We start from the raw sequence: 25169 nt of genomic DNA, 5'->3' as shown, positions 1-25169 counted from the left end.
CCGAAGGGGGTGCTGCCCGGGCGCGAGTCGCCCGGGGGTCTGTCAGCCGCCGACTGCCTCGGCGGTCTCGGCGCGCCGGAACTCGTGGGCCTCGGCGAGGAGGAGGTAGCTGCTGGCGGTCCAGGTGTAGGCGCGGTCGCGCAGGCCCGCGCCGGTGAGGGCGTCGAAGTTCTCGGCGAAGCCCGAGGTCTCGCACAGGGCCCGGAAGCGGGCACTGATCTCGTCCGCGAGGCGGTCGTGGCCGGCGCGGCGCAGACCGTCCTCGATCAGGACGGTGGACGGGGCCCAGATCGGGCCGCGCCAGTAGCCGTCGTCGAGGTAGTGCGGTGAGGTGGGCAGCTCGGTGGCCAGGCCGTATGCCGTGAGGTGGGCCTCGATCCGGCCTGCCAGTGCGTCGCCGATGCTCTCGGGCAGGTGCTCGCCGAGAACGATGGGCATCAGGTCGAGAAGGCTGGAGCTGGTCCAGGTGGCCCCGCTGTCTGCCGCGCGGGCGACGAAGCGGTCGCCGGTCCACAGCTCGTCGAGTATCGCCGCCTGCGTCGCGTCGGCCGTTCGTGTCCACTTGCGCGTGTCGTCCGGCAGCCCCAACTCATGTGCCAGTTCTGCAAGTTCGCGCAGTTGGAGGACAAGGAAGGCGGACAGGTCGGCGCTGACGATCACACGCTCGGGGTCGAAGGTGGTGGCGTTGTCCCAGCCGCTGTCGTTGCCGTGCTGGTAGTGGGCGAGGGCGCTCCCGGGTGCCCGCCGCAGGGTGAGCCAGAAGTCCGTCCAGCGGGCCAGCCGGTCGTAGACCTCGGTCAACTCCGCCTCGCAGAGCGGCTCGGGGAGCCGTCGGCGCAGGTGTCGCAGGGCCCAGCCGTGGATGGGAGGCTTGACGAAGTTGAAGAGGATCTCCGAGTGGGTCACCGAGTCGGGCAGCGCGCCGGTCTCGTCCTGATGGTCGAAGGGCAGGGAGAACTGGTCCAGGGCGAGTGCGGGGCTTCCGGGGGCCAGGGCAAGGGCGTTGAAGCAGTGGTCCCAGCTCCACACCTTGTCCATCCAGTGCTTCGACATCAGCACCGCGGGACGGGTGACGAAGCCCAGCGGCCGGACGCTCGCGGACCACAGCACGTAGGCGGCGAGTTCCGCGGCGGGTGTCTCGGACGTACGCCAGGGTGCGACGGAGTCAGCGAAGGCGTCGAAGGCGTGGCGCGCGGTGTCCACGACTTGGTCGAAGGGTGCCGAAGACGCGTGGGGGCGGCGCGCGGTCTCGTACTCCTCGACCGCGACCTCCCAGACCGCGCCGGCCTCGGCGCCGATCGTGACACCTCGCGCGGCGCTGCCCAGGGTCTGCGTGCCCAACGCCTCGGTCACGGTCCCCGACAGCACGGTGACGCGGTAGCGCCGCCCGGTCTCGTACGAGGTGAACACGTACGCCCCCGTGCCGGGTTCGCGGTAGAAGTAGGTGCCGCTGAACGGGGTCAGCGTGGTCGCCGCCGCTCCGATGTGCAGGCCCAGCCCGTCACCGCGCAGCCGTACGGTGTCCGGCGTTTCGTAGGCGAGGGCAATGTGGCCTTCGGCACCGGTCCAGCTGAGCAGGCTCGGTGTCGCGTGCGGTTTGGTGGCGGTGCGGTCGCCGGTGGCCATGTCGAGCGGAACAAAACGCAGCACGGCATGCATGCCGTTCTGGTGCGATACGAGGTGAAGGTCTTCGGCGTACGTCTTCTCCGCCACCACGGGTGAGATACCGAACCATGACCCGCGAGTGCTGAACGGGATGTCGTGGACGGAGAAGGCCGGGCCGGACGGGGCGGCGGTCATGAAGCGTGACTCGTTTCTGGAGCAGGAGTGGTCGGCACGTGAGCAGGGGTGATCGACCGGCCGACCGACAGACGGCTGGGAGACGTGACTCAGTGGAGGTGTCAGTCCTTGACGGCGCCGGCGGTCACGCCGGCGGCGACGTAGCGCTGGGCGAGGACGAGGATGACCGTGGCCGGCAGTGAGGCCACGACGGCGGTGGCCATGATGGCGTTCCACTGTTGGTTGTTGTTGCCGATGTAGTGGTAGATGCCGAGGGTGATCGGCTCGTGGGCGCCGCCGTTCGCGAGGGTGCTGGCGAAGACGAAGTCGGACCAGGACCACAGGAACGCGAACAGCGACACCGTGACGACGGCGTTGCGGCTCATGGGCAGCACGATCGACCGGAAGGTGCGCACGGGCCCGGCTCCGTCCGTCTTCGCGGCCTGGAGCAGTTCGCCGGGGATGCCGGACATGAACGCGGTGAAGATCAGCACGGCGAACGGCACGGCCAGCGTGGAGTCCGCGACGATCAGGCCGGGCACCGACTGGAGCAGACCGAGGCTGAGGTAGATGGCGTAGAAGCCCATCGCCATGATGATGCCGGGGATCATCTGGGCGACCAGGAAGAGGAAGTTGAGCACGCCGCCGCCACGCGGGCGGAGCTTGGCGAGTGCGTAGCCTGCGGGCGCGGCCAGTGCCACGGTGAGGACCACGGTGCCCAGACCGATGACGAGGCTGGTGCCGAGGTAGGGCAACTGCTGGTCCAGGACGGCGCGGTACCCCTCCAGGGTCCCGTGCAGGGGGATCAGGTCCGGCGGGCTCTTGCGCATGTCCTGGTCGCGGGTGAAGGACACGTTGAGCATCCAGTAGACCGGGAAGAGCATCACCGCGGTGACCAGCACGCCGATGGCCGTCTGCCACCATGTGCGGCGACGCGGGCCCGACACGGTTGCTGTTCTCGTCATGACAACCCCTGCTTCCGCTGGACCCTGACGTAAACCAGTCCGAACACCAGGGCGGCGACCACGAGCAGGTTGCCGACGGCCGCTCCGGGGCCGAAGGCGGGCAGCAGGTTGCCGAAGCCGAGCTGGTAGGACCAGGTGGCGAAGGTGGTGGACGAATCGGCGGGGCCGCCCTTGGTCATGATCCAGATGATGTCGAAGACCTTGAGCGTGTAGACCAGGCCCAGCAGCAGGGTGATCGCGGACACCGGTCGCAGCAGCGGGAAGGTGATCCGCCAGAACCGTTGCCAGGCGTTCGCCCCGTCGAGGGCTGCGGCCTCGTAGAGGCTCGCGGGGATGGACTGCAGGCCGCTGTGGAGGACCACCAGGTTGAACGGGACGCCGATCCAGATGTTCGCGATGATCACCGAGGCCAGTGACCAGCCCGGTGCGGTCAGCCAGTTCACCGGCCCGATGCCGACGGCGTGCAGGGCTGCGTTGACGACACCGGAGTCGCTGTTGAGCATCCACGACCAGGTGGACGCCGAGACGATCAGCGGAAGCAGCCAGGGCACCAGGAAGAGGGCCCGCAGGGTTGCGGAGAGCCGGAACCGCTGGTTGAAGAAGACCGCGAGGGCCAGGCCGATGGCGTACTGGAAGACCAGGCATACGGAGGTGAAGACCACGGTGTGGAGCAGGGCCGGGGCGAAGGTCGGGTCGTCGAGGACGGTGCGGTAGTTCGCCAGGCCCGTGAACGGTGCGTCGCCCTGGACGAAGGACCGGACCGTGTAGTTGCGCAGGCTCAGGTCGATGTTGCGGTAGAGGGGATAGGCGTAGAAGAGGACGAGGTAGAGGGTCACCGGGGCGAGGAATCCCCAGGCGGCCCACTGCTGGGAGGTGGGGCGACGCCGTGCCCGGGGTGGTGCGGTGGGGGCCGCACCACTGGCGTGACGCACGGGCCGCCGGTGCGGCACTTTCGTCGTGTGGCTCATCAACGGGCTCTGGTTCCCGGCTACTTGACGGCGGACTGCGCTGCGGCCAGCGCGTCCTTCGGCGACTGCGAACCACTGAGGGCCGACTGGACCGCCTTCCACAACTGTTCCGAGATCTTCGGGTACTTGGTGCCCAGGTCGTCGCTGGCGCGTCCCTTGGCCGCCTTGACCGCGTCGACCCAGGGCTTCAGCTCGGCGTTCGCCGCGACCTGCTTGTCCTGGACCTCGGTGGTGGGTGCCACGTAGGACAGCGTGGTGTCGGTGGTGAGGAGGTTGTCGGTGCTGGTCAGGCAGGTCACGATCTTCTGGGATGTGGCATAGCGGTCGGTCTTGCCCTGGACCGGGACGGTGACGAACTCGCCGCCGGTCGGGGCGGCCGCGTTACCGCCGTCGGCGGCGGGGACGGGGATGACCCCGTAGTCGAAGCCGGCCTTCTTGGCGTTGGCGAGCTGCCAGGTGCCGTTCTCGCTGAACGCGTAGTCGCCGGTCGCGAACTCCTGCCAGCTGGTCGTCTGCGTGTTGTTGAGGACCGAGTTGGGGGCGTAGCCGTTCTTCAGCCAGTCCTTCCACAGCGACAGCGCGGAAACGGCCTGCCCGGAGTCGAGCACGGTCAGTTGGGCCCCCGATCCCCAGTACCAGGGCAGGAACTGGAAGGTGCCCTCCTCCGTGCCGATCGCGGAGAACGTGATGCCCTTCTTGCCCGCCTTCTTGACCTTCGCGAGCGCCGCCGTCAGCGACTTCCAGTCCTTGACCGAGGCTATGTCCACCCCGGCCTGCTTCAGCACCTTCTTGTTGTAGTAGAGGGCGAGGGTGTTGGCACCGATCGGCGTGCCGTACGTCTTGCCGCCCGACTGTCCGGCCGCGAGGAGGTTGGTGTCCGCCTTCGAGGTGTCCAGCTTGTTGTCCTCGGTCGTGGTGAGGACTCCGGCCTCGGCCAAGGTCGACACCACTGGGTTGTCGACGATGAGGACGTCTGCGGAGTTGTCCTGCTGGGCGGCCAGCAGCGCCTTGTTCGCCAGGTCGCTGGTGTCGAACGCGGTCCGCTTGATCTTCACCCCGGCCTTGGTGCCGCAGGCATCGAGCAGCTTCGCCCACGCGGAGCTCTTGTCGAACTGCGGGTACGGGTCCCAGATGGTGTAGGTGCCGCTGTCCGCGGCCTTGGTACCGGTGCTGCCCGCACCGGAGGAACAGGCGGTGGCGGTGCCGGCGACGGCGAGGGCGGTCACGGTCGCGGCGGTGAGGCGGAGCCGTCTGAGGGAGCTGTGCATTGCGCGTCCTTCGTTTTTGGCACGGGTGTGCCGAGGGAGGGTGACGAGGGGGGGAAGGGAGCATGCCGAACAGCCACGGCGAGTGGTGCGGGCGAGCCGTGCGGTGAGGGGGGACGGGGATGCCCGTGATCCGTGGTCAGAGGGTGGTGCCGGGGCCCGAGGTCAGGGGGCCTCGGTGGACGGCCTGCCGGTGGCGGGCCCTGTGCTGGCGCGCAGCGAGATGGGGGGCGCGAGCAGGTGGTGCCGGGGCGGCGCGTCGGGGTGGTCGAGCCGCTCGACGAGGAGGTCGACGGCGTGTCGGCCCATCTCCTCTGCCGGTACGTCCGCCGCGGTGAGCTGCGGGGTCACCGTCTCCGCCCACCGGCCTGCGACGACTCCGGTGACGGAGAAGTCGCGCGGTACATGACGGCCGGCCTGGGACAGCCCGCGGTACAGGCCGCCGAGCGCGGCCTCGTTGAGGGTGACCAGGGCCGTGGTGGCCGGGTCGTCCTGCAGGATCTGTTCGAGGCAAGCCTGGCCGGATGCCGCGTCGTCCCCGCAGCAGTACGTCCGGACGGTCAGCCCGCGTTCGGCCGCGGCCTTGGTGAAACCGTCGAGGCCGCGGTGGGCCGACTCGTATCCGGCGCGCAGCAACTGCTCGGGACGGTTGACGAAGGCGACCCTGCGGTGGCCGAGGTCCGCGAGGTGATGGACGCACGCCGCCGCCAGCGCGGTGTGGTCCAGGCCGACCCACCAGGTGCCTTCGGGATGCGCGGTCCGGCCGATGGCGACGGAGGGGAAGCCGAGGGCGGCCAGGTGATCGACCCGGTCGTCCTCCAGTCTGATCTCCATCAGGATCGCGCCGTCGACCCGCCGCTCCCCCAGCAGCCGCTGGAACGAGCGGTCGCTGTCGACGCCGCTGGGTGACAGCAGCACGTCGTAGTCCTGGGCCGCGGCCGCCTCCACCACACTGCCGATGAAGTCGAGTTGCATCCCGGTGTAGTGGTTGCCGGCCGGCGGAAAGACCAGGCCGATCGTGTTGGTCCGGCCGTTGGCCAGGGCGCGCGCACTGGCGTTGGGGCGGTAACCCAGCTCGTCGATGACGCGCTGGATCTTCCGCCGGGTGTCCTCCGACACGGGGCGCTTGCCGCTCAGCGCGTAGGACACGGTGCTCCGCGAGACACCGGCCCGGCGGGCGATCTCACCGATGTTCACGGGCACTCCTTGGAAGGTCGAACCGGTTCGATGACGCCGAGACTCTGAACCAGTTGTCGAACCGGTTCGCGTGAAGTGAAGGTAGGAACAACCCCAGCCACTGTCAATACCTCTCATGACACTTCTCGTAATAGCCCTGGAATCCGGGAGGAGCTGATGCCACTCCCTGTGTCGGAGGTATTGCTGGTGGATTTCCGCGCTGCTAGGTTCCGTCGAACCGGTTCGACCCTCTTCGTCCAACGTCCGAACCCGCAGGGAATCACGGAGACCTCAGTGCGACGAAAGAGAACGACGGGAGCCGGTGCCACGGTGGCGGCGGTCCTCGCCACCCTGCTCGCCGCCCCTTCCGCAGGCACCGCTCACGCCGCGGACCCGGAACGGCTCGTCATCGATCTGGCCGCCGACACCGGCGCCTTCCACGGCGGCGCCGCCGGCTCGCTGTACGGGATCTACGGTGACGGGGCACCGAGCCGCAACCTCATCGAGGGCATGCACCTGCGCACCCTGTCCACCAAGGCGCACGACGGCCCCCAGCACCCGGGGGCGGACGCGCTGGAGGTCCTGCCGCCGTTCGTGGACTCGGGTGGCAAGGACGTCTACATCTACATGACCGACATCTACCGCGGATTTTCGTACCAGTGGCCGGGCGACAGTGGCCCCGAGCGGCTCGCGGACTTCAAGGAGAAGATCAAGAAGCAGGTCGCCCAGGTCAAGACGATGGGCGGCTATAAGGACCACGTCGTCTACGTCCCCTTCAACGAGCCCGAGGGGAACATGTTCGGCTCGGGCACGTGGAGCTACAACAACGTCTCCTGGCTCGACGACCCGCAGTACTTCTTCGCGGCCTGGAAAGAGGTCTACCACCTCATCAAGGACCAGGACCCGGACGCCCGGATCGCGGGCCCGAACACCTCTCTCCTCTTCGACCAGGTCAAGGGCTTCCTGCAGTACGCCGAGGCCAACGACGTCGTCCCGGACGTGATGACCTGGCACGAGCTGTCCAGCCCCGCCGCGGTCCGCACGAGCGTGGCCAAGTACCGGCAGTGGGAGCAGGAGGTGGGGATCGGCCCACTGCCGATCAACGTCAACGACTCGGCCGTCGAACGGCCAGTGGTGGCTGTTCGACGCCTACGGCCAGATGTCCGGCCGCACCGTACAGGTGACCGCCCCGCACCCCAACCAGCAGTACACCCTCCAGGGCGTGGCCACGCTCGACGCGAAGAAGAAGCAGTCCCGTGCGCTCTTCGGCGGAGGCCGGCCAGAACGGGATGCCGGCCTGCCGCAGGTCGTAAAGGCGCTTCGCCAGCTCAAGGGCGTGCTCGTCGAGCGTAAGAACAGGCTCACGCGCTCGCGCAACATGCGGACGAGCACAGGAGGGATCGGCACCGGCCGCGTGGCCTTGGCTGCCCGCCCTTTCAGGGAGTGCAAATCCGCATCCCCGCCGGACGGTCGGGTCGACCTGGTCTGGTCTGCCGCACCGAGCCGTTCGGCACAGTCCAACGCCCTTTGGCCGCACTCGGTGGTCAGAGTTACCACGCTCATACCTCAGCCGGCGTCTCCTTCAAGCCCGGCCGTGGCGGTTCGTCGCTCGACCCGCTGCCGGTCGAGGCCGCGCACGCTGGTCACTGCAAAGATCCACACAGCGAGCAGAATCCCGGCTTTGATGACGTTGCTGCGAGCCTGGATGGATTACGCCGTCGCCGCCTCGACATCACCTTCGCGAGGCACGCCCTTGCCGACCCGGCCGGACTCTCATCAGTCCCTCGTTGGCCCCTACTGCGTCGCCGGACCCTAGATCGCTCTTAATTTTGCAGGTCAACAGCTACTAAGCAGTTACTGGTTCGCTATTGAACCCCTCGCAACAACCATCCTGCCCGGGGTGACACCATGCCTTCGCATGGCCCCGAAACCGGGGATGAGCCTGAACCAACCAACCCTCCAGTGGCGTCTTTCGCCGCCCCCGGTCACCGCACGCCTTTCGGTCTCCCTAGCGGGGCACAGCCCGGAGTCCCCTGCCGGTTTCAGGCGCGCTTCCTGCACGCAAGAGGGCGAACCAGGGAGCGGGATCGTGCGGCACCGATGCGCGGGCGCGGGCGGAGCGTCTCCGCAGAGGTCGGGTGCACAGAGGCGCCGCAGCGGGCACAGCGACGGATCCTGACAGCATCGGCCTGTCGGTCGCGGACGCCTCCCACCTCCTGTGGATATCACACCCTGTTGAGCTCGTTCAGACGTATTCCGCCGCCGCGTCCAGCAGCCAGTCCGTCAGGTAGCCGGCAAAGGACGAACGGACCAGTACCCAGAATCCGGCCTTGGGTTCGTCCCTGGCGACCAGCACGATCTGTGTGCGGGCCAGGGTGGTCTGGGCGCAGCACCCGGCTCCGAAGACACGCGGGTGCAGATCCAGGGGGCAGCCATGTGCCAGCAGGTCACGGGCGCGTGGACCCGTGACGAGGAGGGTGGTGCGCTGGGCGGAGACGTCGATGACAGCCACGGGCTCGTCGCCGCTCGCCGCCCTGATCCGGCTCTCCAGGTCCCGCTGACCGCCGGTCGGGCCCACCACCAGCCATTCGTCGGGGCCTAGCCACACAGCGGTCAGCTCGCCGGCGCGTACGACGGTGTTGGGTTCGAGGGGCAGCTGGAGGCCCAGCGCGAGCCCGACGGCGTCCGCTGCCGCTCCCTTGGCGTCGAGCCGGACGTTGACCTGGGCCAGGAAGGGGAGTTCGGCCAGCCGGACCGCGCCCCCGGAGGTGCGCGTCGCGGCGGCCAGGCGGTCGGCGGCATGCGCCAGGGGACTGCGGCGCGGGATGGTAAGGGCGGTGTCAGCCATCGCGGCGGGCTCCCTCGGGGTCGTAGAGGACGGGGCTTGCGACGGTCACCGGAACCAGCCGGTCGCGCGCGACGGCGTAGAGCCGCTCGCCGATGCGGTCCCGGCCGCCCTTGACCAGGGCGAGGGCGAAGGTCCGGCCGAGCGCCGCGCTGCGGTAACTGGAGGTGACGTGGCCGAGCATCGGGACGGGCGGGGCGGGCAGCACGCTGTCAGCAACCAGCTGCGTGCCTTCGGGGAGGAAGGCGCCCGGATCCTCCGGGAGCAGGCCGACCAGGTGCTTGCGGTCGGGGCGGACGGCGTCGGCGCGGGCGTAGGAGCGCTTGCCGATGAAGTCGGGCTTCTTCTTCGACACCGCCCAACTCATGCCGAGGTCGTGCGGAGTGACGGTGCCGTCGGTGTCCTGGCCGATGATCGGGTAGCCCTTCTCCGCGCGCAGGACGTGCATGGTCTCGGTGCCGTACGGGGTGATGCCGAACGGGGCACCGGCCTCGTACAGCGCCTCCCACAGGGCGAGCGCCTCCCACGGCGACACATTGATCTCATAGGCCAGTTCGCCGGAGAAGCTGATCCGGCACACCCGGGCCTCGACGCCCGCGACGGTCGTGTCCCGCCACGCCATGAACGGGAAGCTGTCGTTGTCCACCGCCAGCGCCGGCGCGAGCGTCCCCAGCACCTCGCGGGAACGGGGGCCGACCAGGGCGACGGTGGCCCACTGTTCCGTGACGGAGGTGCAGTGGACGCGCAGCCCGGGCCATTCGGTCTGCAGCCATTCCTCCATCCAGTCCAGTACGGCGGCCGCGTTGCCCGTCGTCGTGGTGACCAGGAAGCGGTCCTGGGCGAGGCGGATGACGGTGCCGTCGTCGAAGATCATGCCGTCCAGGTGGCACATGACGCCGTAGCGGATCATGCCGACCTTCAGGGTGCTCATCATGTTGGTGTAGAGGCGGTCCAGGAAGACGGCGGCGTCCGGGCCCTGTACGTCGATCTTGCCGAGGGTGGAGGCGTCCATGAAGGCGACGCCGTCGCGCGCGGCGGCGCACTCGCGCAGCACGGCGGTCTCCATGTCCTCGCCATCCTGCGGGTAGTACCAGGGCCGCTTCCACTGACCGACGTTCTCGAACAGGGCGCCGTGCATGACGTGCCAGTCATGCAGAGCGGTCGTACGGATCGGGTCGTGCAGTGCGCCGCGGTCGCGGCCCGCGAGCGTGGCGAAGGAGACCGGCGTGTAGGGCGGGCGGAACGTCGTCGTACCGAGGGCCGAGACGTCCACGCCGAGCAGTTCGGCGACGACGCCGCTGGCCAGGACCCCGGAGGTCTTGCCCTGGTCGTTGGCGGTGCCGGCCGTGGTGTAGCGCTTGGTGTGCTCGACCGAACGCAGGCCGGCGCCGGTCGCGCGGGTCAGGTCGTCGACGGTGACATCGCGCTGGAGGTCGACGAAACGGGGTGCGCCGGCGGGGCCGGGGACGAGGAAGACCTGCATGGCGGGCGAGTGCGGTTCGGCGGTCACCTCGGGGAGGCGGGGCGCCTCGGAGGCGTAGCCCTCGGCCTCGATCGCGCGGGCACCGGCGGCCGCGCCCTGCGCGAGGGCCCGGGCCAGGTCGAGGACGCCGTTCGCGCTGCCCGCGACCTCGACGGCCTGGCGGCAGGTGCCGGGGACGAAGGAGCCGAGTGTGTCGTCGTAGCGCAGCTTTCCGCCCGCCTGGCTGAACAGGTGCGCTACGGGGTTCCAGCCGCCGGAGACCAGCAGCAGGTCGGCGGCGAACTCCCGGGTCCCTGCCGACTCCCCGTACGGAGCGGCCGTCACGGCGGTGAGCCGCGGGGCGCCTTCGGTGCCGACCACGGCGTGTCCGCTCAGCACCTCGATCCCGGACTCCCGGGCACGGCGCGCCCATTCCCCCGGCTCGGGCCGGGTGTCGACGATCGCCGCGACGTCCACGCCCGCCGCCGCGAGATCCAGCGCGGCGGCGTAGGCGCTGTCGTTGGTGGTGAAGACGACGGCGTGGCGGCCGGGAAGGACGCCGTGGCGGTTGACGTAGGCGCGGGCCGAGGCGGCCAGCATCACACCGGGGCGGTCGTTGTCCGCGAAGGCTAGCGAACGCTCGTGGGCGCCGGTGGCGAGCACGACGCGACGGGCGCGGATGCGCCAGACACGCTCGCGGGAGACATGCTCCGGGGCCTCGGCGCCGAGGTGACTGGTGCGGCGCTCGACGGCGAGGAGGTGGTTGTCGTCGTAGTGGCCGAAGACCGTGGTGCGACGCAGCACGCGCACCTCGGGCGCGGCTTCGAGGAGCGCGCCGATCTCTTCCGCCCAGTCGAGGAGTTCGCCCGACCCCAGCAGACTGCCGCCCAGCTCCGGCTGGTCGTCGGCGAGGATGACGCGCGCTCCGCTGCGCGCGGCGGCTGCCGCGGCGGCGAGTCCGGCCGGTCCGGCGCCGACCACGAGCAGGTCGCAGTGCGCGTGGACGGCGTCGTAGCGGGCGGGGTCCGGTTCGGTGGCGAGGCGTCCCTGACCGGGCAGGCTGCTCGCCACCAGACCGTCGTACAGTTCGACGGTCGTCGCGGGCAGCATCGGCTCGGGGAAGGGTGCCTCGATCTGGATGACGGCGTTGGGCTCCTCGACACCGGCCGAGAAGATGCCGCGCGGGCGGCCGAGCTTGATGCTCGTGCCGGCCTCGATGACGCCGTTGGCGAGGAGGGCGGAGGCGAGGGTGTCGCCGCGGAAGCCCTCGTACTGCGTACCGTCGAAGGTGAAGCGGAGGCGCTCACCGCGGTGGACTCGGCCGCCGGTGGGCAGCCGGAACGGTTGGGTGGCGACGGGAGTGGTTTCTTCCCCAAGCCCGCCCCTTCCCGAAACTGGGGCTGCCGCCCCAGACCCCGCGGGGTCCGTCGACGACTGCGGGTCCGTGGGTGGGTTGTGCCCACCTGATCCGCCCTGCAGAACGCCTGCCCACAGCCCAGGCCGGGTGGAACTGTCCGGCCTCGGCTCGCCCGAGCGGTACACGGAGAGAATCTCGTTCGTCGCCGTGTCGCGCACCGCGTTGAACCAGCGGCGGCATCCGGCCGCGTGGCTCCAGCGTTCGGCGAACGGCCCCTTGGGGTTGTCGCGGAAGAAGAGGTAGCGCGCCCACTCCTCGTCGGTCAGGGCGGCGGAGTCCTCGGGATAGGGCACGTGTGCCTGGCCGCCGTAGTGGAACTCGGCCTCGTCACGGGGCCCGCACCAGGGGCATGGGATGAGCAGCATGGGTTCGGCTCCCTAGTGGGCCACCGCGGCCGCGCCGTGCTCGTCGACGAGCGCGCCGGTGGTGAAACGGTCGAGCGAGAAGGGGGCGTTGAGGTGGTGAGGGGTGTCGTGGGCGATGGTGTGGGCGTAGACCCAGCCGACGCCCGGGGTGGCCTTGAATCCGCCGGTGCCCCAGCCGCAGTTCAGGTAGAGGTTGTCGACCGGGGTGAGTCCGACGATGGGTGAGGCGTCGGGGCTGACGTCGACGATGCCGCCCCAGGTGCGCAGCACATGGGCGCGGGCGAAGACCGGGAAGAGTTCCAGGGCGGCGGACATCTGCTCTTCGATGATGTGGAAGGCGCCGCGCTGGGTGTAGGAGTTGTACGAGTCGATGCCCGCGCCCATCACCAGCTCGCCCTTGTGGGCCTGGCTGACGTACACATGGACCGCGTTGGACATGACGACCGTCGGGTGCACCGGTTCGAGGAGCTCGGAGACGAGCGCCTGCAACGGGTGGCTCTGCAGCGGCAGTTCGATGCCGGCCATGGCGGCGAGCACCGAGGTGTGGCCGGCCGAGCAGAGCGCCACCTTCCCCGCCGCGATCGGGCCGAGCGTCGTCTGCACTCCTACGACCCGGCCGCCGACGATGTCGAGGCCCGTGACCTCGCAGTTCTGGATGATGTCGATGCCGGCCGCGTCGGCGGAGCGGGCCAGGCCCCAGGCGACATGGTCGTGTTTGGCGATGCCGGCGCGCGGCTGGTAGGTGCCGCCCATGACCGGATAGCGCACGTCGGGCGAGATGTTGACGATCGGGCAGACGTCCTTGACCTGCCGCTCGTCGAGCCATTCGGCATCCACGCCGTTGAGCCGGTTCGCCTCGACGCGGCGCACGCTGTCGCGGACGTCCTGGAGGCTGTGGGCGAGGTTGAGCACACCGCGCTGGGAGAAGAGGATCGGGTAGTCGAGCTCCTCCTCCAGTCCCTCCCACAGCTTGAGCGCGTGCTCGTAGATCCCGGCGCTCTCGTCCCACAGGTAGTTGGAACGGATGATCGTGGTGTTGCGGGCCATGTTGCCGCCCGCCAGCCAGCCCTTCTCCAGCACGGCGACGTTGGTGATGCCGTGGTTCTTCGCCAGATAGTGGGCGGTGGCGAGACCGTGGCCGCCGCCGCCGACGATCACCACGTCGTACGACCGCTTGGGCTCCGGCGTGCGCCACAGCCAGTCGGGGTGCTCGGGGAGCTCGGCGCCGGGGGTGCGGGGGCTCATCGGACTTCTCCGGCTTCTTGTGCTTCTGCTTCTGCTTCTGCTTCTGAAAGGTGCGGGTAGAGCGGGTGCTTGGCGGCCAGCGCCTCGCTGCGGGCGCGCAGGGCGGCGATGTCGGGCTCGGGCTGGAGGGCCAGGGCGATCACATCGGAGACCTCTTCGAAGTCGTCATCCGTGAAGCCTCGGGTGGCCAGCGCCGGGGTGCCGATACGCAGTCCCGAGGTGACCATGGGCGGGCGCGGGTCGAAGGGCACGGCGTTGCGGTTGACGGTGATGCCGATCTCGTGGAGCAGGTCTTCGGCCTGCCTGCCGTCGAGCGGGGAGTCCCGCAGGTCGACCAGGACGAGGTGGACGTCCGTGCCGCCGGTGAGGACCTTCACCCCGGCGGCCGCCGCGTCGGCCCGGGTGAGGCGTTCGGCGAGGATGCGGGAGCCGGCGAGCGTACGGGCCTGGCGCTCGGCGAACTCGGGTGACGCGGCGACCTTGAACGACACGGCCTTCGCGGCGATGACGTGCTCCAGAGGGCCGCCCTGCATACCGGGGAACACCGCCGAGTTGATCTTCTTCGCGAGGCCGGCCTCATTGGTGAGGATGACGCCGCCGCGGGGACCGCCGAGCGTCTTGTGCGTCGTCGTGGTGGTGACGTGGGCGTGCGGTACGGGGTTGGGGTGCAGCCCGGCGGCGACGAGACCGGCGAAGTGCGCCATGTCGACCATGAGGAGTGCGCCCACCTCGTCGGCGATCCGCCGGAAGGCCGCGAAGTCCAGCTGCCGCGGGTACGCCGACCAGCCCGCGATGATCATCTTGGGGCGGTGTTCCTTGGCGAGGCGTTCCACCTCGTCCATGTCGACGAGGTTGTCCGCCTCGGCGACGTGGTACGGCACGACGTTGAGCATCTTGCCGCTGTAGTTGATGCGCATGCCGTGCGTGAGGTGCCCGCCGTGCGCGAGATCGAGGCCGAGGATGGTGTCGCCGGGCTGCAGCAGGGCGAAGAAGACGGCGGTGTTCGCCTGGGCGCCCGAGTGCGGCTGGACGTTGGCGAACCCGGCACCGAAGAGGGACTTGATCCGCTCGATGGCGAGGCGCTCGGTGACGTCGACGTGTTCGCAGCCGCCGTAGTAGCGGCGGCCGGGATAGCCCTCGGCATACTTGTTGGTGAGGACCGAGCCCTGGGCCTCCAGCACGGCGGAGGGCGCGAAGTTCTCGGAGGCGATCATTTCGAGGGTCGACTGCTGGCGGTGCAGCTCGGCGCGGAGTGCGGCGTGGACCTCGGGGTCCAGTTCCGCCAGGGGGGTGTTCAGCGCGTTCATACGGCGTTCGCGTTCCTCTCGGCGGCCTCGACGACATTGGCGAGCAGCATCGCCCGCGTCATGGGTCCTACGCCCCCGGGCATCGGCGCGAGCCATCCGGCGACCTGGGCGGCGTCCGGGTGCACATCGCCGACCAGCCCGTGGTCGGTGCGGGTGATGCCGACGTCCAGGACCGCCGCGCCGGGGCGCAGCATGTCCTTGGTGATCAGCCCGGGCGAGCCGGCGGCCGCGATGACGATGTCCGCCTCGCGTACGTGCCAGGCCAGGCCCTTGGTGCCGGTGTGGCACAGGGTCACGGTGGCGTTCTCGGACTTGCGGGTGAGCAGCAGCCCGATGGGCCGTCCGACCGTGATGCCCCGTCCGATCACGCACACCCGCGCTCCGGCGAGCGGCACGTCGTGACGGCGGAGCAGTTCGACGATGCCGCGCGGGGTGCACGGCATCGGAGCCTCGACGCCGAGGGCGAGCCGGCCGAGGCTGACAGGGTGCAGGCCGTCGGCGTCCTTGGCCGGGTCCATGCGTTCCAGGACGGCGTTCGCGTCCAGGTGGCGCGGGAGCGGGAGCTGGACGATGTAACCGGTGCAGGCCGGATCGGCGTTGAGCTCGTCGATCACGTCCTCGACCTGCCCCTGCGTGGCATCGGCGGGCAGTTCGCGGCGGATGGAGGCGACACCGATCTGCGCGCAGTCACGGTGCTTGCCGCCGACGTAGGCATGGCTGCCGGGGTCGTCGCCGACCAGGACCGTGCCGAGCCCGGGCGGGCGACCGTCGGTGGCCGTCAACTTGGCCACGCGTTCGGCGAGTTCGCGACGGATCGCGGCGGCGGTCGCCTTGCCGTCGAGCAGCTGTGCGGTCACTGGCAGTACTCCTTCCCTCGAAGCCGACGATGTCGTGCTAGCCACGGAGGCGGGACATGGTCGGGTCGAACAGGGGCTCCTCGGCGACGACCGCCTCGACGCGCTGGTCGAAGTAGCCGATGTGCACGGTGGTGCCGGGGGTGGCGAGTTCCGCCGGGAGCCACGCGTAGGCGATGCCCTTGCCGATCGTGTAGCCGTAGGCGGCGCTGGTGACATAGCCGACGGGGCGGTCGCCGTCGTACACCGGCTCCTTGCCCAGGACGACGGCCCCCGGGTCGTCGATGGTGAGGCAGGTGAGCTTGCGCCGCACGTCGGCCTTGCGCCGCTCCAGCGCGGCCTTGCCGATGAAGTCGTCCTTGTCGAGCTTGACGGCGAAGCCGACCCCGGCCTCGTAGGGGTCGTGTTCGTAGGTCATGTCGGTGCCGAAGGAGCGGTAGCCCTTCTCCAGGCGCAGGCTGTTGAAGGCGCCGCGGCCGGCGATGACGCCGCCGAGCGGCTCGGCCGCCTGCCACAGGGTGTCCCAGAGTTTCTGGCCCTGGTCGGCGGTGGTGTAGAGCTCCCAGCCGAGCTCACCGACGTACGACAACCGCATGGCGGTGACGGGCACCGAGCCGATGTAGGCGCGCTTGGCGCGGAAGTACTTCAGGCCGTCGTTCGAGAAGTCCGCGTCGGTGAGGGGCCCCAAGACCTTGCGGGCGAGCGGTCCCCACAGGCCGATGCAGCAGGTGCCCGGGGTGATGTCACGGACTTGGACCGTGCCGTCGGCGGGGAGGTGGCGGGTGAACCAGTCGAGGTCCAGGTTGCCGTTGGCGCCGACCTGGAAGAGGTCGTGGGTCAGGCGGGCGACGGTGATGTCGCTGCGGATGCCGCCGTCGTGGTCGAGGAGCAGGGTGTACGTCACCGAGCCGACCGACTTGGCGACCTTGCCGGTGCACAGGCGCTCCAGGAAGTCGGCGGCACCGGGGCCGCTGACCTCCAGGCGCTTGAGGGCCGTCATGTCGTACATCGCGACGGTCTCACGGGTGGCCTGTGCCTCGGCGCCGACGATGGGCGACCAGTAGCGTGCGGCCCAGTCGTTGGGCGTGGGGATGGAACGGCCCTCGACCAGGCCCGCGTTGGCCTCGTACCACTGGGGGCGCTCCCAGCCGTTCGCCTCCAGGAAGAAGGCACCCAGTTCCTGCTGGCGGGCGTAGAAGGGGCTCGTGCGGATCGGGCGCGGGTCCCCCGACGGCTGGAGGGGGTGCAGGATGTCGTAGACCTCGACGAAGTTCTGGCAGTCGCGGGCCAGGACATACTCCGGGGCGAGCTGGTGCGGCTCGAAGCGGTTGACGTCGCACTCGTGCAGGTCGAAGGACGAGCAGTAGCCGTCGACCAGCCATTCGGCCATGGCCCGGCCGACGCCGGCGGAGTGGGTGACCCAGACGGCCTCGGCGACCCAGAAGCCCTTGACGTCCGGGGATTCACCGAGGAGCGGCTGGCCGTCGGTGGTGAAGGAGAACAGGCCGTTGATGCCCTCCTCGACCTTGGCCTCCCGCGTCGCGGGGAGCAGGGACTGGGTCTCGGTCCAGGCCTCCTCGAAGTCGTCCTCGGTGAACTTCAGGACCGACGGCATCTCGTCGGCCTCGTCCACGGACAGGATGTCGTCGACGGAGACCGGCATCGGACGGTGGCCGTAGTAGCCGATGCCCAGGGTGTCGAAGCGGTCGCGGTAGTAGAGATCGGCGTCCTGGTGGCGCAGGATCGGGCGCACCGCCTCCTCGGTCTGGCCCGCCAGCGCCGGTACCGGCCCGGTCCAGGCCAGTTGGTGGCCGAGGGGAGTGAGCGGGAGGTTCATGCCGACCATGCGGGCGATCTTCGGGCCCCAGATGCCGGCGCAGCACACGACGATGTCGGCGGGGATCTCGCCCTGGTCGGTGAGGACGCCGATGACGCGGCCCTCGCTCTGCCGCACGTCGAGGACTTCGTGGCGGGCGAGGAAGCGCACACCGCGCTCGGTGGCCCGGCGGATCTGCGCCTCGACGGCGAGGACGGCCTTCGCGAGGCCGTCGGTCGGTACCAGGAGGCCGCCGAGGACCTTGTCCGGGTTCACGAGCGGGTGCTGCTCGACGCACTCTTCGGGGCTCAGCAGCCGGGCCTCGATGCCCCAGGCGGTGATCCAGCCGTGGCGGCGGTGCAGCTCCGCGACGCGCTCGGGGGTGGTCGCCACTTCGAGGCCGCCGACCTGCAGGAAGCAGGGCCGGCCGTCGACGTCGAGGGAACAGAACTTCTCGACCGTGTAGCGGGCCAACTCGGTCATGGTCTTGGAGGAGTTCGTCTGGAAGACCAGGCCCGGGGCGTGCGACGACGATCCCCCGGTGGCAGGGAGCTGGCCCTGGTCGACCACGGTCACTTCGGTCCAGCCTCGCGCGGAAATCTCGTCAGCGAGCGCCGCTCCCACGACGCCCGCTCCGATGATGACCACTCGGGGTCCCGCCATCGCCGCACCTCCGACTTGAAAGCAATCAAGTTGCTGTCTGCGCAACATGCTTCAGGTTGCGCAACTCAATGTGCCTGTCACGAGGAGTGGGTGTCAAGGGGTCCGTGACGTCGGAAAACAGCCCGAAACGCGACGAGGCCCGGCAGGCTGCCAGCGCAGCCTGCCGGGCCCGTCCGGCGGGTTTCCGGGTCGCTCGTGCGTCAACGGTCCAGCTCCGGAGGGGTGCCGGAGACGGAGCCACGTCGCGCCCTACTTGATCCAGGCGTCGACCTTGTCGCGGTTGGCGTCGACCCACTTCTTCGCCGCGGCGTCGTCGGACATCTTGTCCTGGGCTATGTACTTGGCCACGGTGTTCTGGTCGTCGTTCGTCCAGTTGAAGTTCTTCACCAGGTTGTAGGCGGGGCTGCCCGACGTGGAGAACTTGGCGCTGACGATCTTGTCCAGGTCGTACACGGGATAGTCACAGGCGACCTTGGCCGCGACGGCGTCGCAGCCCGTCGTGTACTTCGGCAGGTTCACCTTGACCAGCGGCACCTCGGACAGGAACCACTGCGGCTCGTAGAAGTAGCCGATCACCCACTGCTTGTTCTTCTCGGCGGTCCGGAAGGCCTGGATGAGCGCGGTCTCGCTGCCCGCGTACACCACCTTGTAGTCCAGCTTCAGGTTCGTCACCAGCGCCGCGTCGTTGGTGACGTACGACGGGTCGCCGTCCAGGAGCTGGCCCTTGCCGCCCGACTCCGAGGTCTTGAAGTTGGACGCGTACTTGTTGAGGTTCTTCCAGTCGGTGATGTCCGGGTGCGCCTTGGCCAGCCACGGCGGCACGTACCAGCCGATGATGCCTTTGTTGCCGGTCTGGCCCGCCTCGACGGCGGTCTTCTGCCCGGAGATGTATTTCTTCTTCAGGTCGTCGTGGCCCCAGTTCTCCAGGACCGCGTCGACCTCGCCCGTGCCGAAGCCCTGCCAGGCGATCTGCTCCTTCAGGTCCTTCTTGTTGACCGTACAGCCGAGGTCGTGCTGCGCGACGTACGCGACGACCGCCGCGTCCGCCTCGTAGCCCACCCACGGATTGACCGCGAGGTTGAAGGTGCCGCACTTGCCCGAGCTCTTGGAGCCGGAGGAGGCGGTGTCGCCGACCTTCGCTCCGCCGCATGCGGTGAGAGTGAGACCGAGGACGGCCAGGCCGGCCGCGCCGGTTCGCCAGTGTCTTGCCATGGTGTCGTGCTCCTTAAGCGCTGGTACGGCGCGCCGCTGCCTGAGTGATCCGGTCGAACATGACTCCGAGCAGTACGATGGCGAGCCCCGCCGCCAGCCCCTTGCCGTACAGCTCTCCCTGCGAGAATCCGGCCACGACGTCGTAGCCGAGGGCGCCGGCTCCCACCAGGCCGCCCACAACAACCATCGACAGCACATAGATCAGGCCCTGGTTGGTCGCGAGAGTCAGGGCGCTGCGTGCCATCGGCAGTTGAACTTTGGTGATGATCTGCCAGGTGTTGCACCCGGCAGCGGTGGCCGCCTCGACGGTGGTCTCGGGCACGGCCCGCACTCCGTCGGCGGTGATCTTGATGGCGACCGGCGCGGCATAGACGACGGCGGCGACGATCGCGGTGAAGCGCGTCGCGCCGAACAGCGCGAGGAACGGCACCAGATAGACGAACGGCGGCATGACCTGCGCCGCGTCCAGGGTGGGCCGCAGCAGCCGGTCCACCAGCATGCTGCGCCCCATCCACACTCCGAAGGCGATGCCGAACACCATCACCAGCACGGTCGCCACGAGCGTCGACGCCAGCGTCGTCATGCTGTCCGACCACACGCCCGTGCCGACAAGGAGGCCCACGCACACAGCGGTCGTGACCCCGGCCCGCCAGCCGCCGAGCACCACGCCGATCCCGATCAGCGCCGCGCCCACGAGCCACCACGGGGAGTCGGTGAGCAGCGACTGGAAGGGGTTCAGCAGTCCGTTGGTGAGGGCGTCGCGGAATCCGTTCGTGATGCCCGACAGGTTGTCCTGCGCCCACGTCGTCACGCTGTCCGCCGCGCTCGCGATATGGCTGCCGGTGCTGCCCTGGCCGGGGAACTGCGCCGCCCACAGGTACGTGTGCGACAGGTACACCAGCACCAGCACGACCACCCCGCCCGCCGCGAGCAGCGGCCGGCGCCACTTGAGGAAGCGGCCGCCCGAGTTGCGGGCCTGCTCCGCACGTGTGCTCGACGCGGTCGTGACCCGGTCGAGGACGATGGCCATGATCACGATGGCCAGGCCCGCGTTGAAGGCCGTACCGACGTCGAGCGACTGCAGGGCCTGGACGACGGTCTTGCCGAGGCCGGGTGCGTCGATCAGGGCCGCGATGGTCACCATGGCCAGGGCGGCCATGATGGTCTGGTTCACGCCCATCACCACGGTCCGTTTGGACATCGGCAGCAGCACCTTCAGCAGCGACTGCCACCGGGTCGAGCCCAGCGAGTCGGCCGCCTCGACGGTGGTCTCCGGTACGGAACGGATGCCGTGCGCGGTGATACGGATCGCCGGCGGGGCCGCGTAGATCACCGTGGCGATCACGGCGGAGGCCGGGCCTATGAGGAAGATCAGGGTCAGCGGGGCCAGGTAGACGAAGGTCGGCATCGTCTGCATGAAGTCCAGGAAGGGCGTGATGATCCGGTTGAACCGGTCGGACAGCCCCGCCCACACACCCAGTGGAATCGCGAACACCAGCGCCACGAGAACCGCGGAGAGGGTGAGCGCCAGGGTGTCCATGCTCTGCTGCCACAGGCCCTGCAGCCCGAAGAAGGTGAAGCCGGCCATGGCCAGGAGCGCGACCCGCCAGTTGCCCACGGCCCAGGAGACGAAGCCCGTGATGCCGACGACACCGAGCCAGCCGATCTGCGGCACCGGGCGGTCGCCGCTCGACTGCGAGATCAGGTCCTGGACGAAGGTCACCAGGTTGTCGATGACCAGGCGGATCTCGTTGAAGAAGTAGAGGAAGAGCGGGTTGGAGTTGCGGTTGGCGCCGACCGAGTCGCTGAGGTCGTTGAACCAGCGGTGCAGACCGGTGAGGTCTGCCGCCGCCAGCGTCAGGGTCTGCTTTCCGCGCAGCACGGCGAAGAGCACCAGCCAGACGACCAGGATCGCGGCCACCATCATCGAGCGGCTGACCTTGCGCACGCCCGCAACCGCCGGCGCGGCCTCCGCCACCTGCTCGGTTTTCTCCGGTTTCTCTATGGCGACGGTCATCACATGTCGCCTTCCTGCCCGGCGACCACCGCGAGGATCTCCTCGTCACCGACGATGCCGAGCAGCTTGCCGTTCTCGACGACCTTGACCGGCTTGTCCGCCGCCAGTACGGCCCGGGTGGCTTCCCGCACCACGACGTCCGGGCCCAGCTCAGGACCGTCCAGGGCGTCGCCGTCCACCACCGGACGCATGATCCACCGCAGAGTCAGTACGTCGCCGCGCGGCACGTCCTTGACGAACTCGCGTACGTAGTCGTCGGCCGGGGCGCCTACCAACTCGTCGCCGGTACCGCACTGGACCATCTTGCCGTCACGCATGATGAGGATGCGGTCGCCCAGCTTGAGCGCCTCGGAGAGGTCGTGGGTGATGAACACCATCGTCTTGCCGACCTCGTGGTGCAGACGGATGACCTCGTTCTGCATGTCACGGCGGATCAGCGGGTCGAGCGCCGAGAACGGTTCGTCGAAGAGCAGCACGTCCGGATCACCGGCCAGCGCCCGGGCGAGACCGACGCGCTGCTGCATACCGCCGGAGAGCTGGTCGGGGTAGGAGTTCTCATAGCCGGAGAGGCCGACCAGTTCGACGACCTCCAGCGCCCGCTTGGTGCGCTCGGCCTTGCTCATGCCGCGGATCTCCAGACCGAAGGACACGTTGTCGACGACCCGGCGGTGGGGCAGCAGCCCGAAGTGCTGGAAGACCATGGAGAACTTGCGGCGCCGCAGTTCACGCAGACGCTTGTCGTCCGCGTCGCGGATGTCCTCGCCCTCGAAGACGATCTCCCCGGCGGTGGGTTCGATCAGCCGGGTCAGACATCGCACCAGGGTGGACTTGCCGGAGCCGGACAGACCCATGACGACGAAGACCTCGCCGGGCGAGACCTCGAAGTTCACGTCGCGCACGGCGGCGGTGCATCCGGTGCGGTCCATCAGCTCGCGGCGGGTGAGCCCGCACAGCTCCTCGGAGTCCGGTACCTGGTCTGCCTTCGGCCCGAACACCTTCCACAGCTTGCGCACGGATATGACCGGGGTGGGGGCCGAGTCCTGTGGCGTGCCGCGCCGCTGCGGCACCTCGGTCTGTGCTGGGGTCACGATCGACCTCTTTTCGGCGTTCAGCCGCGGAACCAGTGCTGCGGCCGGGGTTGGATGTTCTGCCAGATGTGCTTGGGCTCTCGGTACTCGTCCAGGCCGGTCGGTCCCAGCTCCCGGCCCACGCCCGAGTGCCCGAAGCCACCCCATTCCGCTTGCGGCACGTAGGGGTGGTAGTCGTTGATCCACACCGTGCCGTGGCGCAGCCGCCGGGCGACCCGCTGGGCCCTTCCGGCGTCCTGCGTCCAGACGGCGCCGGCGAGTCCGTACTCGGTGTCGTTGGCGATGCGAACGGCGTCGTCCTCGCCGTGGAAGCGCTCCACGGTGAGCACGGGGCCGAAGGACTCCTCGTGCACGACACGCATGTCCTGCCGGCACTCGTCGAGCACGGTGGGCGGATAGTAGTGGCCGTTCGCCAGTGCGGGGTCGCCGGGGCGTTCGCCGCCGCAGCGCAGTACGGCGCCTTCGGCGAGGCCCGCCGCGACATACGCCTCGACCTTCTCCCGGTGATGCGCGGAGATCAGGGCCCCGGTCTCGGCCTCGGGGTCGAACGGTCCGCCGAGGCGGATCTGCCGGGCGCGGCGGACGACCTCGTCGACGAAGGCGTCGTGGAGGGAGTCCTCGACGATCAGACGGGCGCCTGCCGAGCAGACCTGGCCCGAGTGCAGAAAGACGGCCGTGAGGGCGAAGTCCACGGCCGTCTCGAAATCGGCGTCGGCGAAGATGACGTTGGGGTTCTTGCCGCCGAGCTCCAGCGCCACCTTTTTCACCGTCGAGGCGGCGGTGGCCATGATGCGCTTGCCGGTCTCCAGGCCTCCCGTGAAGGAGACCATGTCGACGGCCGGTTCCTCGGAGAGCGGTGCGCCCACCTCGGGGCCCGCGCCCAGGACGAGATTGGCGGCGCCGGCCGGGAGCCCGGCCTCCTCAAGGGCCCGCATCAGCAGGATCGAGGTGGAGGGGGTGAGCTCGCTGGGCTTGAGGACGATCGTATTGCCCGCGAGCAGGGCGGGCGCGACCTTCCACGACGCCTGGAGCAGCGGGTAGTTCCAGGGGGTGATGAGCCCGCACACGCCGACCGGTTCGTAGACGACGCGGCTGACGGCGTCGTCGCGGCCGGTGTCGATCACCCGGCCGGCATCGGTGCCCCCGATCCCGCCGTAGTAGCGGAAGCAGGAGACAACGTCGGCGATGTCGTACTCGCTCTCCACCAGCCGCTTGCCGGTGTCCAGCGATTCGGCGCGGGCGAATTCCTTGGCGTCGCGCTCGATGAGGTCGGCGGTGCGCAGCAGCAGCGCACCGCGTTCCCGCTCGGGGGTGTGCGGCCAGGGTCCTTCGTCGAAGGCCCGGCGGGCCGCGGCGATCGCGGCCTCGGTGTCGGGACGCGTCCCCTCGGACACGGTCGCCGCGAGCGTGCCGTCAGCGGGACAGCGGATTTCCCGGTGACCTCCGGCCACCGCATCGCGCCATTCTCCATCCACATACAGGTCTGCCACGTGTGGAGCCCTTCGAGCGAATTCCGTTGCGCATCGTGCACCGTATTGCTTGTGGTGGAACACCCTGGCGAATGTGCGGACATACGTCAAGGGGTTGGCAGATGACGATTTCGCCATGCGGGCAGTTGCGCGGCCGCTCTTGACCACAAGCCGCGCCAAGCCCAACCATGTTGCGTATCGCTCACCATGTTGTGCATTACGCACCGACGGAGGCTGCACATGTCCCCTCGACCGCATCCTGGCCGTGAGTACGTCCTCACTCTCTCGTGTCCGGACAGCGCCGGACTGGTCCACGCCGTGAGCGGCTTTCTCGTCAGGAACTCCGGCAACATCCTGGAGAGCCAGCAGTTCGATGATCGACTCCAGGGCCGTTTCTTCATGAGGGTCCACTTCGACGTTTCCGATCCAAACGCCGATTTGAAAAATCTGCGTTACCGATTCGGTCCGGTCGCCGAGGCCTACCGGATTTCCTGGACCCTCTGGGACGCCTCGACACCGACCCGGACGCTCATCATGGTGTCCAAGTTCGGACACTGCCTCAACGATCTGCTCTTCCGGCAGCGCACCGGCGCTCTCAACATCGAGATCCCCGCGATCGTCTCCAATCACCGGGACTTCGAGGGACTGGCGGAGACCTACGGCGTCCCCTTCCACCACATCCCGGTGACCAAGGACACCAAGGCCGACGCCGAGGCGCGCCTGCTGGAGCTCGTGCGCGAGCTGGACATCGACCTGGTGGTGCTGGCCCGCTACATGCAGGTCCTCTCCGACGACCTGTGCAAACAGCTGGAGGGCCGCGCCATCAACATCCACCACTCCTTCCTCCCCAGCTTCAAGGGCGCGCGCCCCTACCAGCAGGCGTACGCGCGCGGGGTGAAGCTTGTCGGCGCGACGGCGCACTATGTGACACCGGACCTGGACGAGGGACAGATCATCGATCAGGACGTGGTCCGGGTGGACCACTCCCTCGATCCGGACGAGCTGGTCACGGTCGGGCGGGATGTGGAGGCACAGGTGCTCGCACACGCGGTGAAGTGGCACAGCGAAAGCCGCGTCATGGTGGACGGCAACCGCACGGTTGTCTTCCGCTGAGCCGAGCACGAGCGATGGGCGGGCCGGAATCCGGCCCGCCCATCGCTGTATACGGCCTCTGACGCCGGCTCTTGGCGCGCAGCCCCCAGCGAGGCCCGCTGCGCCCCGGGCGCCAGTGAGGCTCCCCTAGTGCCTGTCCGGCG

16 protein-coding genes and 1 pseudogene are annotated in these 25169 nt (G+C 69.2%); 2 read left to right on the top strand and 15 right to left on the bottom strand.

Translation table 11 applies throughout. The features are described from left to right. Positions 1-42: 42 nt before the first annotated feature. From SMIR_RS34465 to SMIR_RS34445, 5 genes are all read right to left on the bottom strand, one after another. Complete coding sequence (locus tag SMIR_RS34465) at positions 43-1800, bottom strand: glucosylglycerate hydrolase family protein (RefSeq protein WP_168489752.1); 1758 nt, start codon at positions 1798-1800, stop codon at positions 43-45. 101 nt (positions 1801-1901) lie between these two features. Beyond that, on the bottom strand, positions 1902-2744 hold the full coding sequence (locus tag SMIR_RS34460) for a carbohydrate ABC transporter permease (RefSeq protein ID WP_211118656.1): 843 nt from the start codon (positions 2742-2744) through the stop codon (positions 1902-1904). Then, entirely contained in the window at positions 2741-3712 is a 972-nt protein-coding gene (locus tag SMIR_RS34455) for a carbohydrate ABC transporter permease (protein ID WP_168489753.1), read from the bottom strand. The genes SMIR_RS34460 and SMIR_RS34455 overlap by 4 nt, the downstream gene beginning before the upstream one ends. Before the next feature lie 20 nt (positions 3713-3732). After that, positions 3733-4980, bottom strand: a complete 1248-nt coding sequence (locus tag SMIR_RS34450; protein ID WP_168489754.1) for a sugar ABC transporter substrate-binding protein — start codon at positions 4978-4980, stop codon at positions 3733-3735. Positions 4981-5142: 162 nt separating this feature from the next. Then, the gene (locus SMIR_RS34445) at positions 5143-6174 is read right to left on the bottom strand and encodes a LacI family DNA-binding transcriptional regulator (protein WP_168489755.1); all 1032 of its coding nucleotides are present in this window, start codon (positions 6172-6174) and stop codon (positions 5143-5145) included. A gap of 330 nt (positions 6175-6504) precedes the next feature. On the opposite strand from SMIR_RS34445, the pseudogene SMIR_RS34440 reads away from it, so the two are divergent. Then, positions 6505-7444: pseudogene (locus SMIR_RS34440) on the top strand (cellulosome protein); the annotation flags it as partial. A gap of 954 nt (positions 7445-8398) precedes the next feature. On the opposite strand, the gene SMIR_RS34435 reads toward SMIR_RS34440, so the two are convergent. The 10 genes from SMIR_RS34435 to SMIR_RS34390 form a co-directional block, all read right to left on the bottom strand. After that, the gene (locus SMIR_RS34435) at positions 8399-9001 is read right to left on the bottom strand and encodes a sarcosine oxidase subunit gamma (protein ID WP_168489756.1); all 603 of its coding nucleotides are present in this window, start codon (positions 8999-9001) and stop codon (positions 8399-8401) included. After that, positions 8994-12242: a sarcosine oxidase subunit delta family protein gene (locus SMIR_RS34430; protein WP_212727798.1), complete on the bottom strand. Its 3249-nt coding sequence runs from the start codon at positions 12240-12242 to the stop codon at positions 8994-8996. The genes SMIR_RS34435 and SMIR_RS34430 overlap by 8 nt, the downstream gene beginning before the upstream one ends. A 12-nt stretch (positions 12243-12254) precedes the next feature. After that, a complete protein-coding gene (locus SMIR_RS34425; RefSeq protein WP_099918837.1) occupies positions 12255-13487 on the bottom strand; it encodes a sarcosine oxidase subunit beta family protein in 1233 nt (410 codons plus the stop codon). Further along, positions 13484-14794 (bottom strand): serine hydroxymethyltransferase, encoded by a 1311-nt coding sequence (glyA, locus tag SMIR_RS34420; protein ID WP_212727797.1) that lies wholly within the window; start codon positions 14792-14794, stop codon positions 13484-13486. The genes SMIR_RS34425 and glyA overlap by 4 nt, the downstream gene beginning before the upstream one ends. Beyond that, positions 14791-15651 carry a bifunctional methylenetetrahydrofolate dehydrogenase/methenyltetrahydrofolate cyclohydrolase gene (locus SMIR_RS34415; RefSeq protein ID WP_212727796.1) on the bottom strand — a complete coding sequence of 287 codons (861 nt, stop codon included), beginning with the start codon at positions 15649-15651 and terminating at the stop codon, positions 14791-14793. The genes glyA and SMIR_RS34415 overlap by 4 nt, the downstream gene beginning before the upstream one ends. A 37-nt stretch (positions 15652-15688) precedes the next feature. Further along, positions 15689-18127, bottom strand: coding sequence for a GcvT family protein (locus tag SMIR_RS34410; RefSeq protein WP_168489759.1), 2439 nt, complete (start codon positions 18125-18127; stop codon positions 15689-15691). Positions 18128-18376: 249 nt separating this feature from the next. Further along, positions 18377-19339, bottom strand: coding sequence for an ABC transporter substrate-binding protein (locus SMIR_RS34405; RefSeq protein ID WP_101407791.1), 963 nt, complete (start codon positions 19337-19339; stop codon positions 18377-18379). 13 nt (positions 19340-19352) lie between these two features. After that, on the bottom strand, positions 19353-21356 hold the full coding sequence (locus tag SMIR_RS34400) for an ABC transporter permease (protein WP_168489760.1): 2004 nt from the start codon (positions 21354-21356) through the stop codon (positions 19353-19355). Further along, complete coding sequence (locus SMIR_RS34395) at positions 21356-22444, bottom strand: quaternary amine ABC transporter ATP-binding protein (protein WP_168489761.1); 1089 nt, start codon at positions 22442-22444, stop codon at positions 21356-21358. Before SMIR_RS34395 ends, SMIR_RS34400 begins: the two co-directional genes overlap by 1 nt. A gap of 20 nt (positions 22445-22464) precedes the next feature. Further along, positions 22465-23934, bottom strand: coding sequence for an aldehyde dehydrogenase family protein (locus SMIR_RS34390; RefSeq protein ID WP_212727795.1), 1470 nt, complete (start codon positions 23932-23934; stop codon positions 22465-22467). Between the two features lie 219 nt (positions 23935-24153). On the opposite strand from SMIR_RS34390, the gene purU reads away from it, so the two are divergent. Further along, complete coding sequence (gene purU / locus SMIR_RS34385; protein ID WP_101407795.1) at positions 24154-25026, top strand: formyltetrahydrofolate deformylase; 873 nt, start codon at positions 24154-24156, stop codon at positions 25024-25026. Positions 25027-25169: the final 143 nt, after the last annotated feature.

This window comes from Streptomyces mirabilis (assembly GCF_018310535.1).
GTDB lineage: Bacteria > Actinomycetota > Actinomycetes > Streptomycetales > Streptomycetaceae > Streptomyces.
Note: the sequence above shows the minus strand (reverse complement) of the source record. Positions and strands in the feature narration are given on the sequence as shown.